At 68.6% G+C, this 15,771-nt stretch carries 12 protein-coding genes; 7 read left to right on the forward strand and 5 right to left on the reverse strand.

The features are described 5' to 3' along the window. Nucleotides 1-68 precede the first annotated feature (68 nt). The 7 genes from OG302_RS31305 (at nucleotide 69) to pgi (ending at nucleotide 9,048) form a co-directional block, all read left to right on the forward strand. On the forward strand, nucleotides 69-3,041 hold the full coding sequence (locus tag OG302_RS31305; RefSeq protein WP_371529833.1) for a M14 family zinc carboxypeptidase: 2,973 nt from the start codon (nucleotides 69-71) through the stop codon (nucleotides 3,039-3,041). Nucleotides 3,042-3,230: 189 nt separating this feature from the next. Further along, on the forward strand, nucleotides 3,231-4,241 hold the full coding sequence (gene gap, locus OG302_RS31310; RefSeq protein WP_249590615.1) for a type I glyceraldehyde-3-phosphate dehydrogenase: 1,011 nt from the start codon (nucleotides 3,231-3,233) through the stop codon (nucleotides 4,239-4,241). Between the two features lie 108 nt (nucleotides 4,242-4,349). Beyond that, complete coding sequence (gene pgk / locus OG302_RS31315; protein ID WP_371529834.1) at nucleotides 4,350-5,561, forward strand: phosphoglycerate kinase; 1,212 nt, start codon at nucleotides 4,350-4,352, stop codon at nucleotides 5,559-5,561. A gap of 6 nt (nucleotides 5,562-5,567) precedes the next feature. Beyond that, nucleotides 5,568-6,344 carry a triose-phosphate isomerase gene (gene tpiA, locus OG302_RS31320; RefSeq protein ID WP_361826404.1) on the forward strand — a complete coding sequence of 259 codons (777 nt, stop codon included), beginning with the start codon at nucleotides 5,568-5,570 and terminating at the stop codon, nucleotides 6,342-6,344. Nucleotides 6,345-6,457: 113 nt separating this feature from the next. After that, on the forward strand, nucleotides 6,458-6,688 hold the full coding sequence (secG, locus tag OG302_RS31325) for a preprotein translocase subunit SecG (protein WP_135329442.1): 231 nt from the start codon (nucleotides 6,458-6,460) through the stop codon (nucleotides 6,686-6,688). A gap of 192 nt (nucleotides 6,689-6,880) precedes the next feature. Next, on the forward strand, nucleotides 6,881-7,216 hold the full coding sequence (locus OG302_RS31330; protein WP_078077905.1) for an RNA polymerase-binding protein RbpA: 336 nt from the start codon (nucleotides 6,881-6,883) through the stop codon (nucleotides 7,214-7,216). 179 nt (nucleotides 7,217-7,395) lie between these two features. Beyond that, the gene (pgi, locus tag OG302_RS31335; RefSeq protein ID WP_371529835.1) at nucleotides 7,396-9,048 is read left to right on the forward strand and encodes a glucose-6-phosphate isomerase; all 1,653 of its coding nucleotides are present in this window, start codon (nucleotides 7,396-7,398) and stop codon (nucleotides 9,046-9,048) included. 79 nt (nucleotides 9,049-9,127) lie between these two features. Here the strand turns inward: pgi and pgl are convergent, their stop codons facing one another. The 5 genes from pgl to tkt are packed head-to-tail and all read right to left on the reverse strand — an operon-like array spanning nucleotide 9,128 to nucleotide 15,705. Next, the gene (gene pgl / locus OG302_RS31340) at nucleotides 9,128-9,907 is read right to left on the reverse strand and encodes a 6-phosphogluconolactonase (protein ID WP_371529836.1); all 780 of its coding nucleotides are present in this window, start codon (nucleotides 9,905-9,907) and stop codon (nucleotides 9,128-9,130) included. Continuing rightward, nucleotides 9,904-10,932: a glucose-6-phosphate dehydrogenase assembly protein OpcA gene (gene opcA, locus OG302_RS31345; protein WP_371529837.1), complete on the reverse strand. Its 1,029-nt coding sequence runs from the start codon at nucleotides 10,930-10,932 to the stop codon at nucleotides 9,904-9,906. Before opcA ends, pgl begins: the two co-directional genes overlap by 4 nt. Further along, nucleotides 10,929-12,461 (reverse strand): glucose-6-phosphate dehydrogenase, encoded by a 1,533-nt coding sequence (gene zwf / locus OG302_RS31350; RefSeq protein WP_361828426.1) that lies wholly within the window; start codon nucleotides 12,459-12,461, stop codon nucleotides 10,929-10,931. Before zwf ends, opcA begins: the two co-directional genes overlap by 4 nt. Beyond that, nucleotides 12,458-13,576 (reverse strand): transaldolase, encoded by a 1,119-nt coding sequence (gene tal / locus OG302_RS31355; protein WP_371529838.1) that lies wholly within the window; start codon nucleotides 13,574-13,576, stop codon nucleotides 12,458-12,460. Before tal ends, zwf begins: the two co-directional genes overlap by 4 nt. A 35-nt stretch (nucleotides 13,577-13,611) precedes the next feature. Continuing rightward, a complete protein-coding gene (gene tkt, locus OG302_RS31360) occupies nucleotides 13,612-15,705 on the reverse strand; it encodes a transketolase (RefSeq protein WP_371529839.1) in 2,094 nt (697 codons plus the stop codon). Nucleotides 15,706-15,771 lie beyond the last annotated feature (66 nt).

Genomic DNA, 15,771 nt, shown 5'->3' on the forward strand with positions numbered 1-15,771 from the left:
CATGATCATGAAGTGTCACGAGCCTGGCGTTCGCGCACAAATGTGCCGGACATCCGCAAGGGGGGCTCATGAGACGAAGAGCGAGATCCAGAGCCGGTTTCAGATCCGTCGTCGCCGCGGGCGCACTGCTCGTCGGCGGCCTTGTCGCAGTGCCGCACGCCCAGGCCGACAGCGGGGCGAAGGCCCCGGCCGCCGATGACCCGGCAGCGGTCAAGGTCTACGAGGCGGAGGTCACCAAGAAGCAGATCCCGATCCTCGTCGAGGCGGGCCAGGACGCCCGTGAGCTCGCCGGGCAGGCCCCCGAGCGCGGCACCGGCCGCGTCGAGGTCTACCTGACCGAGGCGCAGGCCAAGGGCGTCGAGCACGAGGGCGTGAAGCTCACCGAGCAGAAGATCCCGGCCAGTACGCAGCAGAAGCTCAAGGCCGCGGGGGACGGCGTGTTCCGCCCGTACAGCGGCGCGGGCGGGCTCAAGGAGGAGATCGTCAAGACCGGTCAGGCCAACCCCGGCCTCACCAAGGTCGTCTCCATCGGCAAGACGCTCAAGGGCCAGGACATCCTCGCCCTGAAGCTCTCCAAGGGCGCGGCGAAGTCCAAGGACGGCTCCAAGCCGTCCACGCTCTACATGTCCAACCAGCACGCGCGCGAGTGGATCACTCCCGAGATGACCCGCCGCCTGATGCACTACTACCTCGACAACTACGGCAAGGACCAGCGCGTCACCAAGCTCGTGAACACCACCGAGCTGTGGTTCGTGCTCTCCGCCAACCCCGACGGATACGACTTCACGCACGCCGCCGACGGTGAGCGCCAGTGGCGCAAGAACCTCCGTGACATCGACGGCGACGGCAAGATCGCGGCGGGCGACGGCGTCGACCTCAACCGCAACTTCGCCTACAAGTGGGGCTACGACAACGAGGGTTCGTCCCCCGAACAGTCGTCCGAGACCTACCGCGGCACCGGCCCGATGTCCGAGCCGGAGACCAAGGCGCTCGACCGCTTCCAGAAGCGCATCGGCTTCACGTACGGGATCAACTACCACTCCGCGGCCGAACTGCTCCTCTACGGAGTGGGCTGGCAGGTCGCCACGCCGACCCCGGACGACGTCCTCTACAAGGCGCTGAACGGCACCCCGGAGAAGCCCGCGGTTCCCGGCTACCACCCACAGGTCTCCTCGGAGCTCTACACCACCAACGGCGAGGCCGACGGGCACGCGGGCAACGTCAACGGCTTCTCGATGTTCACGCCGGAGATGTCCACCTGCCAGACCGCATCGAACATCGACCCGAACGACGCGTGGAAGCCCGAGGACTGTGCGTCGGTCTTCACCTTCCCGGACGACGAGAAGCTGATCCAGCAGGAGTTCGCGAAGAACGTCCCGTTCGCGCTCGCCGTCGCCGAGACCGCCACCCACCCCGACCAGCCGGTCTCCGTCACCGGCATCGAGGCCCCCGACTTCACGCCGGACGCCTTCAAGGAGTCGTACGCACGCGGCGCCGACCAGGAAGTCGCCGTCACCGCCCGCAAGTCGGTGCGCGACAAGGAGCTCAACTACCGCATCAACGGCGGCCGTACGCATGACGAGGACGTCAAGGCCTGGAAGGGCGGCGAGACGTACGGCGGTAAGGACAACATCCACTTCGACCAGTACCGCGCCGAGGTCGAGGACGCACGCGTGGGCGACAAGGTCGAGGTCTGGTTCACCGGCCGCGGCAAGAAGGGGCGCACGGAGAGCGAGCACTTCACGTACACCGTCGCCGAACGCCCCAAGGCGAACACCCTCGTCGTGGCCGAAGAGGGAGCCGCCGCGACACAGGCCCAGAAGTACGTCGACGCCCTGAAGGCCAACGGCCGTTCGGCCGCGGTCTGGGACGTCGCCAAGCAGGGCGCCCCGCACCCGCTCGGCATCCTGTCGCACTTCTCCGCGGTCGTGCACTACACCGGTGACCCGGTACCCGGCGCGGCCACCCAGCTCGCCGTGCGCGCCTACCTCAACGAGGGCGGCAAGCTCATCGAGTCCGGCGAGCGCACGGGCGGCAACGTCGACCTCGGCGAGGCACTCACCGACGACTTCGCGCAGTACTACCTCGGTGCGTACGAACGCCTCTCCGCGCCCGGTGCCACCCGCTTCGCCGGCAGCGGCGCGCTCAACGGCGTGAACACGCCGCTCGCCGCGGCCGACGCCAACCCCCTGGACAAGGCGGGCCGTTACACCGTCACGTCCGACAACCTGCCCGCCGACGAGTTCCCGCAGTTCAAGAGCGCGGCGGCAGGCAGCTACCCCGGCCTCAGCAACCCCTACGCCCCCTTCGAGGGCCAGGGCATGGCCTCGGCTACCCACGCCGACCAGGACTGGAAGAGGCTGACCCGCACGATCGACCTGACCGGGGTCACGGCCGCGCAGAAGCCGGAGCTGCGGTTCGCGCTCAACTGGAACCTCGAGACCGGCTACGACCACGGCGTCCTGGAGGCGCACACCACGGGCGCCGACGACTGGACCACGCTCCCCGACATCAACGGGAACTCGTCCAGCGCCGTGCCCGCCGAGTGCGGTGCCGGGTTCTTCATCAACGGCCACCCGTTCCTGCGCCACTACCTGACGCAGTCCGCGACCGGCTGCACGGCGTCCGGCACCAGCGGCGCCTGGAACAGCTTCACCGGGTCCTCCGGCGGCTGGAAGCCCGTCACGTTCGACCTGAGCGCCTACGCGGGCAAGACGATCGAGGTGTCGCTCAGCTCCATCACCGACCCCTCCAGCGGGGGCCGCGGACTGTTTGCCGACAACGCTCAGCTTGTGATAGGGGGCAACGCCACGCAGACCGAGGGATTCGAGTCCTCGCTGGGCACCTGGGCGGTCGCTCCGGCGCCCCCCGGCAGCCCCAACATCACGGGTGACTGGGCCCGTACGGGGGAGCTCTACAAGCCCTATGCGGCCGTCACAGCGCGTGACAGCGTGCTGCTCGGCTTCGGGTTCGAGCATGTACCCGGAAGTGCCGAACGGGCCGCTCTTATGGGCGCATCCCTTGCACATCTGCGCCGCTGACGCTGCGTAATCAGGACCAAGGTCCCGGTGGCTCGTGCTCCCTACTCGGGGGTACGGGCCACCGTGCCGTCCGGGACCCCTGTCGATGTCACCCAAAGGCCCTCAGAGAGGTAGGGTCGGGATCGGTCGGGGACATCCCATACAACTCGCCGGCGTCTGAAACCGGCGTACCAACGAGGAGATCGGTTCGTGACGATCCGCGTAGGCATCAACGGCTTCGGCCGCATCGGGCGCAACTACTTCCGGGCGCTGCTTGAGCAGGGTGCGGACATCGAGATCGTGGCTGTCAACGACCTGGGTGACACCGCGACTACGGCGCACCTCCTGAAGTACGACACCATCCTTGGCCGTCTCAAGGCCGAGGTGTCGCACACCGAGGACACCATCACGGTCGACGGCCACACCATCAAGGTGCTGTCCGAGCGCAACCCCGCCGACATCCCCTGGGGTCAGCTGGGCGTCGACATCGTGATCGAGTCGACCGGCATCTTCACCAAGAAGGCCGACGCCGAGAAGCACATCGCCGGTGGCGCCAAGAAGGTCCTCATCTCGGCTCCGGCCAAGGACGAGGACATCACCATCGTGATGGGCGTCAACCAGGACAAGTACGACGCGGCCAACCACCACGTCATCTCGAACGCGTCCTGCACCACCAACTGTGTGGCGCCGATGGCGAAGGTTCTCGACGAGAACTTCGGCATCGTCAAGGGCCTGATGACGACGGTGCACGCGTACACCAACGACCAGCGCATCCTGGACTTCCCGCACTCGGACCTGCGCCGCGCCCGCGCCGCCGCCGAGAACATCATCCCGACCACGACCGGTGCCGCCAAGGCCACCGCTCTGGTCCTTCCGCAGCTCAAGGGCAAGCTCGACGGCATCGCGATGCGCGTCCCGGTCCCGACCGGTTCCGCCACCGACCTCGTCGTCGACCTGCAGCGTGACGTCACCAAGGACGAGGTCAACGCCGCGTTCAAGAAGGCCGCCGACGACGGCGACCTCAAGGGCATCCTCTTCTACACCGAGGACCCGATCGTGTCGTCCGACATCGTCAGCGACCCTGCTTCCTGCACCTTCGACTCCTCCCTGACCATGGTCCAGGAGGGCAAGACGGTGAAGATCCTCGGCTGGTACGACAACGAGTGGGGCTACTCCAACCGCCTCGTCGACCTCACGGTCTTCGTCGGCGGTCAGCTCTGATCACCAGAGCAGGCACCTCGATGTGAGCACAGGGTCCGGACCGCGCAATACTGCGTGGTCCGGGCCTTGTTGCACGTCAGCCCTCTAAAGGAGTCCTGGAGTCCAGCCATGAAGACGATTCGTGAACTTCTCGCCGAAGGGGTCGAAGGCAAGCGGGTCTTCGTCCGCGCCGACCTCAATGTGCCGCTCGCCGACGGCACCATCACCGACGACGGCCGCATCCGCGCCGTCCTGCCGACCGTCACCAAGCTCGTCGAAGCCGGCGCCAAGGTGATCGTCGCCTCGCACCTCGGCCGCCCCAAGGGCGCCCCGGACCCGGTGTTCTCGCTGCTTCCCGCCGCCGAGCGCCTCGGTGAACTCCTCGGCAAGCCCGTGGCGTTCGCCCAGGACACCGTCGGCCCCGCCGCGCACGACGCGGTCGACGGTCTCGAGCCCGGCCAGGTCGCCGTCATCGAGAACCTCCGCTTCAACGCGGGCGAGACGTCCAAGGACGACACCGAGCGCGGCGAGTTCGCCGACAAGCTCGCCGCCCTCGCGGATGTCTACGTGGGCGACGGTTTCGGTGCGGTGCACCGCAAGCACGCCTCCGTGTTCGACCTCCCGGCGCGCCTGCCGCACTACGCGGGCTTCCTCATCGCCACCGAGGTCGGCGTCCTGAAGAAGCTGACCGAGGACGTCAAGCGTCCGTACGTCGTCGCGCTCGGCGGCGCCAAGGTCTCCGACAAGCTGGCCGTCATCGACCAGCTGCTCGGCAAGGCCGACCGCCTCCTGATCGGCGGCGGCATGGCCTACACCTTCCTGAAGGCCCAGGGCCACGAGGTCGGCATCTCCCTCCTCCAGGAGGACCAGGTCCCGACCGTCAAGGAGTACATCAAGCGCGCACAGGAGAGCGGCGTCGAGCTGGTCCTCCCCGTCGACGTGCTGGTCTCCACCGAGTTCCCGGACCTGAAGACCAAGGCCCCGGCCAACCCCACCACGGTCGCCGCGGACGCCATCCCGGCCGACCAGGAGGGTCTCGACATCGGACCCGAGACCCGTAAGCTCTACGCCTCGAAGCTCGCCGACGCGGGCACCGTCTTCTGGAACGGTCCGATGGGCGTCTTCGAGCACCCCGACTACGCCGAGGGCACCAAGGCGGTCGCCCAGGCCCTCCTCGACTCCCCGGCCTTCACGGTCGTCGGCGGTGGCGACTCCGCCGCGGCCGTCCGGACGCTGGGATTCGACGAGAACGCATTCGGCCACATTTCCACCGGCGGCGGCGCCTCCCTCGAATACCTCGAGGGCAAGACGCTCCCCGGCCTCGCCGCACTGGAGAACTGACACCTGATGACTACGCGTACCCCGCTGATGGCCGGCAACTGGAAGATGAACCTCAACCACCTTGAGGCCATCGCGCACGTCCAGAAGCTCGCCTTCGCCCTGGCCGACAAGGACTACGAGGCCGTCGAGGTCGCCGTCCTGCCCCCCTTCACCGACCTGCGTTCGGTGCAGACCCTGGTCGACGGCGACAAGCTCAAGATCAAGTACGGCGCCCAGGACATCTCGGCGCACGACACCGGTGCCTACACCGGCGAGATCTCGGGCCCGATGCTCTCCAAGCTGAAGTGCACGTTCGTGGCCGTGGGCCACTCCGAGCGCCGTCAGTACCACGACGAGACCGACGAGATCTGCAACGCCAAGGTGAAGGCCGCCTACAAGCACGGCCTGACCCCGATCCTCTGCATCGGCGAGGGCCTCGACATCCGTGAGGCCGGCCAGCAGATCCAGTACACCCTCGCCCAGCTCGACGGCGGTCTGAAGGACCTCCCCGCCGAGCAGGCCGAGACCATCGTCATCGCCTACGAGCCGGTGTGGGCCATCGGCACCGGCAAGGTCGCGACCCCCGAGGACGCCCAGGAGGTGTGCGGCGCGATCCGCGGCCGCCTCGCCGAGCTGTACTCGCAGGAGCTCGCCGACAAGGTGCGCATCCAGTACGGCGGCTCCGTGAAGTCCGGCAACGTGGCCGCGATCATGGCGCAGCCCGATGTCGACGGCGCCCTCGTGGGCGGCGCGGCGCTCGACTCCGACGAGTTCGTCAAGATCGTCCGGTTCCGCGACCAGTGAGTATGCGGTAGCGCCGATACGTCGTACCCTTGCGGGGGCCGGGCGGCTTCGCTCAGCGAGGCACCGGCCCCCGTCGTCTATCCAGTTCCGAGGAAGTTGGTCCAGCCGTGGTTATGGGGTTCTCGATCGCCCTGATCGTCTTCAGCCTGCTGATGATGCTGCTGGTGCTGATGCACAAGGGCAAGGGCGGCGGTCTCTCCGACATGTTCGGTGGCGGCATGCAGTCCTCCGTCGGCGGCTCGTCGGTCGCCGAGCGCAACCTCGACCGCATCACTGTCGTGGTCGGTCTTCTCTGGTTCGCGTGCATTGTCGTGCTCGGCCTGTTGATGAAGGTGAACAACTGACCGCGAAAGCGGCTTGATTGCTACCTTGCGAAAGCTTCGCTTAAAGCCCCATGTACGGTGCGCGCCGCACGGCGCGGATTATCATGGGGCTTGCGTCTCTGGGTGGGGTGTAACTCCAAACACTGGACGCGCGTTGGGCCTTACGTAGACTGAGGCGCCCGCAGCAGCACCATCACGCAGGGAGTTACGACCGTGGCAAGTGGCAACGCGATCCGAGGAAGTCGGGTCGGGGCGGGGCCGATGGGCGAGGCCGAGCGCGGTGAGTCCGCGCCGCGACTGCGCATCTCCTTCTGGTGCTCCAACGGACACGAGACGGTGCCCAGCTTCGCCAGCGACGCGCAGGTCCCCGATACGTGGGACTGCCCCCGCTGCGGCTTTCCCGCAGGTCAGGACCGGGACAACCCGCCGGACCCGCCCCGCACCGAGCCGTACAAGACGCACCTGGCGTATGTGCGGGAGCGGCGCAGCGACGCGGACGGCGAGGCGATTCTCGCGGAGGCGCTGGCCAAACTGCGGGGCGAGATCTAGGGCGTGCGAAGGGCCGGACATCCGTGGATGTCCGGCCGCTGTGTTTTTCACGCGGCGTTTACTGGCACGTGTGCGGACAGACAGCTTCAGAGATCTCATATCGGGCCCTGATCAATTAGGTTGGAACGTGCAGCGGGGCAAGGTACGTACACAGGTACGAGAGAAGGCTGAAGTCCGAGATGAACGCAGAAAGCCGCGCCAGGCTCAACCAGACGCCCGAATGGGCGGCGCTCAGCAAGCACCGGGAGCAGCTGGGGGAGGTGCAGCTGCGTGAGCTGTTCGCGAAGGATCCGGCGCGCGGCACGCAGTACACGCTCCAGGTCGGCGACCTGCACGTCGACTACTCCAAGCACCTCGTCACGGACGAGACGCTGACGCTCCTGCGCGATCTTGCCGCGGCCACCGACGTCTTCGGCCTGCGGGACGCCATGTTCCGCGGCGAGAAGATCAACACCACCGAGGACCGCGCCGTCCTGCACACCGCGCTGCGCGCCCCGCGGGACGCGGTGGTCGAGGTCGACGGCGAGAACGTGGTGCCGGGCGTGCACGCCGTGCTCGACAAGATGTCCGCCTTCGCGGACAAGGTCCGCTCCGGCGAGTGGACCGGACACACCGGCAAGCGCATCAAGAACATCGTGAACGTCGGCATCGGCGGCTCGGACCTCGGTCCCGCCATGGCGTACGAAGCGCTCCGGTCCTTCACCGACCGCGACCTCACCGTGCGCTTCGTGTCGAACGTCGACGGCGCCGACCTGCACGAGGCCGTGCGGGACCTGGACCCGGCCGAGACCCTGTTCATCATCGCCTCAAAGACGTTCACCACCATCGAGACGATCACGAACGCCACCTCGGCGCGCGACTGGCTCCTGACCGGCCTGCGCGCCGACCAGAGCGCCGTCGCCAAGCACTTCGTGGCCCTGTCGACGAACGGCGGGAAGGTCTCCGACTTCGGCATCGACACGGCCAACATGTTCGAGTTCTGGGACTGGGTCGGTGGCCGTTACTCGTTCGACTCGGCGATCGGTCTGTCGCTGATGATCGCGATCGGCCCGGACGCCTTCCGCGAGATGCTGGACGGCTTCCACCTCGTCGACGAGCACTTCCGCACGGCGCCCGCCGAGTCGAACGTGCCGCTCCTGCTCGGCCTGCTGGGCATCTGGTACGGCAACTTCCACGACGCCCAGTCGCACGCGGTCCTGCCGTACTCGCACTACCTCTCCAAGTTCACGGCCTACCTCCAGCAGCTCGACATGGAGTCCAACGGCAAGTCCGTGGGCCGTGACGGCGAGCCGGTCGACTGGCAGACGGGACCGGTCGTCTGGGGCACGCCGGGCACCAACGGCCAGCACGCGTACTACCAACTCATCCACCAGGGCACGAAGTTGATCCCGGCGGACTTCATCGGCTTCGCCGAACCAGTCGGTGATCTGCTGCCCGGCCTGGTGGCCCAGCACGACCTCCTGATGGCCAACTTCTTCGCGCAGACGCAGGCGCTGGCCTTCGGCAAGACGCCCGACGAGGTGCGGGCCGAGGGCGTGCCGGAAGAGCTCGTCCCGCACAAGACGTTCCAGGGCAACCACCCGACGACGACGCTCCTCGCCAAGGAACTGACGCCGTCGGTTCTCGGTCAACTCATCGCGCTCTACGAGCACAAGGTGTTCGTGCAGGGCGCCGTGTGGAACATCGACTCGTTCGACCAGTGGGGCGTCGAGCTCGGCAAGGTCCTCGCCAAGCGCATCGAGCCCGCCCTGACCGAGGGCGCGGACGTGCCGGACCTGGACGGTTCGACGACGGCGCTGGTCGCCAAGTACCGCACCCTGCGCGGGCGTTGATCCTCTGAGCAGCAGCTGAAACAGTACGGCCCGGTCCGCCGAGAGGCGGGCCGGGCCGTACTGCCGTAATGCGAACCGGTCAGGAAGAAGCCGGCGGATACAGGTCGCGCGGCAGCTGCGAGGCCGCCGCCGTGTCCAGCAGCCACAGCGTCCGCGACCTGCCGTACGCGCCCGCGGCGGGCGCCTGCACCTCACCCGCGCCCGACAGGGCGATCGCCGCGGCGTTCGCCTTGTCCTCGCCGGCCGCGAGCAGCCACACCTCGCGCGCCGAGCGGATCGCCGGCAGCGTGAGCGTGATGCGGACGGGCGGCGGCTTGGGCGCGCCGTGCACGCCGACCACCGTCCGCTCCGTCTCGCGGACCGCGGGCAACTCCGGGAAGAGCGACGCGACATGGGTGTCCGGGCCGACGCCCAGCATCAGCACGTCGAACGTCGGCACCGGACCGTGGTCCTCGGGCCCCGCGGCCGCGGTGAGCTCGGCCGCGTACATCCCGGCCGCCGCGTCCACCTCGTACGCACCGTCCGACGCGGGCATCGGATGCACCCGGGCCGGGTTCAGGGGCACCGAGTCGAGCAGTGCCTCCTTGGCCTGGGTGTAGTTGCGCTCCGGGTCGCCGTCCGGCAGGAAGCGCTCGTCGCCCCACCACAGGTCCAGGCGCGACCAGTCGATCGCGTCCTTCGCGGGGGACGAACTCAGCGCCGCGAGCAGGCCGTTGCCGTTGCGGCCGCCCGTGAGGACCACCGACGCGAAGCCGCGGGCGGCCTGCGCGTCGACGATCTTCGTGATGAGGCGGGCCGCGGCGGCCTGCGCCATCAGCTCCTTGTCGCGGTGCACGACCAGCTGCGGCGCCGCGCTCACTTCGTCGCCGCCTTCTTGGCCGGGGTCTTCTTCGCTGGGGCGGTCTTCTTCGCCGCCTCGGCGGGCTCCTCCACCGCGGGAACCGTGGTCTCCTCGGCGGGCTCGCCAAGACGGTCCACGCCGAACTTCAGCGCGGACGCGTAGGTGTCGTCCGGGTCGAGACGGCGCAGCTCCTCGGCGATCAGCTCGGCCGTCTCGCGGCGCTTGAGCGCCACCGCACGGTCGGGCTGCCCCTGGATGGAGAGCGTGGCGAGCGAGCCGTCGGCCCGGCCGAGCACGATGGGACCGCAGTCGGTGTCCATGCGTACGCCGGTGAGGCCGGGGCCCGCGGAGAGCGAGCGCTTCACGGGGACGGAGAGCCGGTCCGCGAGCCACATGGCGAGCAGCTCGCAGCTCGGGTTGAACTCCTCGCCCTCCACCTCGACCGACGTCACCTTGCAGTGGATCTGGTCGAGGGCCGCCGCGAGCATCGAGCGCCACGGGGTGATCCGGGTCCAGGAGAGGTCCGTGTCGCCGGGGTGGTAGGCGTCGGCGCGCGCGGTCAGCTCGTGGATCGGCTGCTCGGCGGCGTACGTGTCCGTGACGCGGCGCTGAGCGAGGGCGCCCAGCGGGTCCTTGGCCGGGTTGAGCGGCGCGTTGACCGGCCACCACACGACCACGGGGGCGTCGGGAAGCAGCAGCGGCAGGACGACCGACTGGGCGTGGTTGATGACCTCGCCGTACAGCCGCAGGACGACCGTCTCGCCGGTGCCCGCCTCGACGCCGACCCGTACCTCGGCGTCCAGACGCGACGTCGTGCGGTCACGGGGCGAGCGCGCGGCGCGCTTGATGACGACCAGGGTGCGCGAGGGGTGCTCGCGCGACGCCTCGTTGGCGGCCTTCAGGGCGTCGTAGGCGTTCTCCTCGTCGGTCACGATGACGAGGGTGAGCACCATGCCGACGGCCGGGGTGCCGATCGCCCTGCGCCCCTTCACGAGCGCCTTGTTGATCTTGCTGGACGTGGTGTCCGTAAGGTCGATCTTCATGGGCGACGCCAGCTCCGTCCGTCTCGTGCGAGCATTTCGTCCGCCTCGGACGGGCCCCAGGTCCCGGACGGGTACTGCGCGGGCTTGCCGTGCTTGTCCCAGTACTCCTCGATCGGGTCGAGGATGTTCCAGGAGAGCTCGACCTCCTCCGTGCGCGGGAAGAGGTTGGCGTCGCCGAGCAGGACGTCCAGGATCAGGCGCTCGTACGCCTCCGGGCTGGACTCGGTGAAGGACTCGCCGTAGGCGAAGTCCATCGACACGTCGCGGATCTCCATCGAGGTGCCGGGCACCTTCGAGCCGAACCGGACCGTGATGCCCTCGTCGGGCTGGACGCGGATGACGATCGCGTTCTGGCCCAGCTCCTCCGTCGCCGTGTGGTCGAAGGGGGAGTGGGGCGCGCGCTGGAAGACGACCGCGATCTCGGTGACGCGGCGGCCAAGGCGCTTGCCGGTGCGGAGGTAGAAGGGGACGCCCGCCCAGCGGCGGTTGTCCACCTCCAGCTTGATGGCCGCGTAGGTGTCGGTCTTCGACTTGGGGTCGATGCCCTCTTCCTGGAGGTAGCCGACGGCCTTCTCGCCGCCCTGCCACCCCGCGGCGTACTGACCGCGGACCGTGCTCTCGCCGAGGTCCTTGGGCAGCCGCACGGCACCCAGGACCTTCGCCTTCTCGGCCACCAGCGCGTTCGCGTCGAAGGAGGCGGGCTCCTCCATCGCGGTCAGCGCCATCAGCTGGAGCAGGTGGTTCTGGATGACGTCACGGGCGGCGCCGATGCCGTCGTAGTACCCGGCCCGGCCGCCGATGCCGATGTCCTCGGCCATCGTGATCTGGATGTGGTCCACGTACGACCGGTTCCAGATCGGCTCGAACATCTGGTTGGCGAAGCGGAGCGCCAGGATGTTCTGGACGGTCTCCTTGCCGAGGTAGTGGTCGATCCGGAACACCTGGTCCGGGGCGAACACCTCGTGCACGATCGAGTTGAGCTCCTTGGCCGACGTCAGGTCGTGTCCGAAGGGCTTCTCGATGACCGCGCGGCGCCAGGAGCCCTGCGGGGCGTCCGCCAGCTCGTGCTTCTTGAGCTGCTGGACGACCTGCGGGAAGAACTTCGGGGGCACCGACAGGTAGAAGGCGAAGTTGCCGCCCGTGCCCTGTGCCTTGTCGAGGTCCTGGATGGTGGCCTTGAGCTGCTCGAACGCGGCGTCGTCGTCGAAGTTGCCCTGGACGAAGCGCATCCCCTGGATGAGCTGCTGCCAGACCTCCTCGCGGAACGGCGTGCGCGAGTGCTGCTTGACCGCGTCGTGGACGACCTGGGCGAAGTCCTCGTCCTCCCAGTCGCGACGCGCGAAGCCGATGAGCGAGAAGCCCGGCGGCAACAGACCTCGGTTGGCGAGGTCATACACAGCGGGCATCAGCTTTTTACGGGACAAATCGCCCGTGACGCCAAAGATGACCAGGCCCGACGGCCCCGCGATACGCGGGAGCCGTCGGTCTGCGGCGTCACGCAGCGGATTGCTGCTTGACAAGGTGGTCAGCCCTCCGAAGGGGTGAGGCGCTTGAGCTCCGCCTCGGTGGACTTGAGCAGGTCGTTCCAGGACGCCTCGAACTTCTCGACGCCCTCGTCCTCGAGCAGCTGCACCACGTCGTCGTAGCTGATGCCGAGCTTCTCGACGGCCTCGATCTCGCCGCGCGCGGTGTCGTACGTCCCCGCGATGGTGTTGCCGGTGATCTGACCGTGGTCGGCGGCGGCCTCCAGGGTCGCCTCCGGCATCGTGTTCACCGTGTTCGGCGCGACCAGGTCGTCGACGTACAGGGTGTCCTTGTACGCCGGGTCCTTGACGCCGGTCGAGGCCCACAGCGGACGCTGCTTGTTGCCCTGCGCCTTGTCGAGCGCGGCCCAGCGGTCGGACGAGAAGACCTCTTCGTACGCCTCGTACGCCAGACGGGCGTTGGCGAGGGCGGCCTTGCCCTTGAGGGCCTTGGCCTCGTCCGTGCCGATGCCGTCCAGGCGCTTGTCGATCTCGGTGTCCACGCGGGACACGAAGAAGGACGCCACCGAGTGGATCTTGGAGAGGTCCAGGCCGGCGGCCTTCGCCTTCTCCAGGCCCGCCAGGTACGCGTCCATGACCTCGCGGTAGCGCTCCAGCGAGAAGATCAGCGTCACGTTCACGCTGATGCCCTTGCCGATGACCTCGGTGATCGCGGGCAGGCCCGCCTTCGTCGCCGGGATCTTGATGAGCGTGTTCGGGCGGTCCACCAGCCAGGCGAGCTGCTTGGCCTCGGCGACCGTCGACTTCGTGTTGTGCGCCAGGCGCGGGTCGACCTCGATCGACACGCGGCCGTCCTGGCCGCCCGTCGCGTCGAAGACCGGGCGCAGGATGTCGGCGGCGTCACGGACGTCCGCCGTCGTGATCATGCGGATGGCCTCTTCGACGGTGACACCGCGGGCGGCGAGGTCCGAGACCTGCTGCTCGTAGCCGTCACCGCTGCTGATCGCCTTCTGGAAGATCGACGGGTTCGTCGTGACGCCCACGACGTGACTCTGGTCGATCAGCTCGGCGAGGTTGCCGGACGTGATCCGCTTGCGCGACAGGTCGTCCAGCCAGATCGCGACGCCTTCGTCGGAAAGGCGCTTGAGTGCGTCTGTCATGGGGATTACATCTCCTACTTGGTCGTATGTCGGCGTCAGCGCTGAGCGGCGTCGATCGATTCCCGGGCGGCTGCGGCCACGTGGTCGGCGGTGAAACCGAACTCGCGGAAGAGCACCTTGCCGTCGGCCGAGGCACCGAAGTGCTCCAGCGAGACGATGCGGCCGGCGTCACCCACGAAGCGGTGCCAGGTCAGGCCGATGCCCGCCTCGACCGCCACGCGCGCCTTGACGGACGGCGGAAGGACGCTGTCGCGGTACCCCTGGTCCTGCGCCTCGAACCACTCGACGCACGGCATCGAGACGACCCGCGTGGGCACGCCCGCGGCCTGGAGCTGCTCGCGCGCCTCGACGGCGAGCTGCACCTCGGAGCCGGTGCCGATGAGGACGACCTCGGGGGTGCCGCCGTCGGCCTCGAAGAGGACGTAGCCGCCCTTGACGGCGCCCTCGGTGACCTCGCGGTCGTACGTCGGCACGCCCTGACGGGTCAGCGCGAGGCCGTGCGGGGCACCCTTGCCGAACTCCTTCGTGTAGCGCTTGAGGATCTCGCGCCACACGACCGCGGTCTCGTTCGCGTCCGCCGGGCGGACGACGTTCAGGCCCGGGATGGCACGCAGCGAGGCCAGGTGCTCGACCGGCTGGTGCGTCGGGCCGTCCTCGCCGAGACCGATGGAGTCGTGCGTCCACACGTACGTCACCGGGAGGTGCATCAGCGCGGAGAGACGGACGGCGTTGCGCATGTAGTCGGAGAACACCAGGAAGGTGCCGCCGAAGATGCGGGTGTTGCCGTGCAGCGCGATGCCGTTCATCTCCGCGGCCATGGAGTGCTCGCGGATGCCGAAGTGGATCGTGCGGCCGTACGGGTTCGCCCCCGGCAGCGGGTTGCCCGTGGGGAGGAACGACGACGTCTTGTCGATCGTGGTGTTGTTCGAGCCCGCGAGGTCGGCGGAGCCGCCCCACAGCTCGGGGATCACCGCGCCGAGCGCCTGCAGGACCTTGCCGGACGCGGCACGCGTCGCGACACCCTTGCCCGTCTCGAAGACCGGGAGCTTCTCCTCCCAGCCGGCGGGCAGCTCGCCCGCGGCGACGCGGTCGAACTCGGCGGCACGCGCGGAGTTCGCGGTGCGCCAGGCGGCGAAGCCCTTCTCCCACTCGGCCTTGGCGTCACGGCCGCGGTCCAGCGCCGCACGGGTGTGCGCGAGGACCTCGTCCGAGACCTCGAAGGTCTGCTCCGGGTCGAAGCCGAGGACACGCTTGGTGGCCGCGACCTCTTCGTCGCCGAGCGCCGAGCCGTGCGCGGCCTCGGTGTTCTGCGCGTTCGGGGCGGGCCAGGCGATGATCGAGCGCATCGCGATGAAGGACGGCTTGTCCGTCACGGCCTTCGCGGCCAGGATCGCCTCGTAGAGGGCGGCGGGGTCGAGGTCGCCGTCCTCCTTGGGCTCCACGCGCTGGACGTGCCAGCCGTAGGCCTCGTACCGCTTCATGGTGTCCTCGGACACCGCGGTCTCCGTGTCGCCCTCGATGGAGATGTGGTTGTCGTCCCACAGCAGCACGAGGTTGCCGAGCTTCTGGTGCCCGGCCAGCGACGACGCCTCGCCGGAGATGCCCTCCTGGAGGCAGCCGTCACCGGCGATCGCGAAGATGTGGTGGTCGAACGGCGACTCGCCGGCAGCGGTGTCCGGGTCGAACAGGCCGCGCTCGTAACGGGCGGCCATCGCCATGCCCACGGCGTTGGCGACGCCCTGGCCCAGGGGGCCCGTCGTCGTCTCCACGCCCGTGGTGTGCCCGTACTCCGGGTGGCCGGGGGTCTTCGAGCCCCAGGTGCGGAAGGCCTTCAGGTCATCGAGCTCCAGGCCGAAGCCGGCCAGGTAGAGCTGGATGTAGAGGGTCAGGGACGAGTGGCCCGCGGAGAGAACGAACCGGTCGCGCCCGGTCCACTCGGCGTCAGCGGGGTCGTGCCGCATCACCTTCTGGAAGAGGGTGTACGCGGCGGGCGCGAGGCTCATGGCCGTACCAGGATGGCCGTTGCCGACCTTCTGTACGGAGTCCATGGCCAGGACGCGGGCAGTATCAACAGCCCGCTGGTCCAGTTCGGTCCACTCGAGGTCTGTGGTGGTCGGCTTGGTGCTCACCCTGAGTCAGGGCTCCTCTCCACATGTCGAATGCCGGCGATGTAGATCCCACCGGCCGATGTCGAG

Origin of the sequence: Streptomyces sp. NBC_01283, from assembly GCF_041435335.1 — a bacterium.
Classification (GTDB): Bacteria; Actinomycetota; Actinomycetes; order Streptomycetales; family Streptomycetaceae; genus Streptomyces.

Coding starts and splice junctions, on each gene's coding strand:
- pgi (WP_371529835.1), top strand. CDS start 7,396: ATGAACGCAGAAAGCCGCGCCAGGCTCAACCAGACGCCCGAATGGGCG.
- OG302_RS31305 (WP_371529833.1), top strand. CDS start 69: ATGAGACGAAGAGCGAGATCCAGAGCCGGTTTCAGATCCGTCGTCGCC.
- tal (WP_371529838.1), bottom strand. CDS start 13,576: ATGACAGACGCACTCAAGCGCCTTTCCGACGAAGGCGTCGCGATCTGG.
- pgk (WP_371529834.1), top strand. CDS start 4,350: ATGAAGACGATTCGTGAACTTCTCGCCGAAGGGGTCGAAGGCAAGCGG.
- tpiA (WP_361826404.1), top strand. CDS start 5,568: ATGACTACGCGTACCCCGCTGATGGCCGGCAACTGGAAGATGAACCTC.
- secG (WP_135329442.1), top strand. CDS start 6,458: ATGGGGTTCTCGATCGCCCTGATCGTCTTCAGCCTGCTGATGATGCTG.
- opcA (WP_371529837.1), bottom strand. CDS start 10,932: ATGAAGATCGACCTTACGGACACCACGTCCAGCAAGATCAACAAGGCG.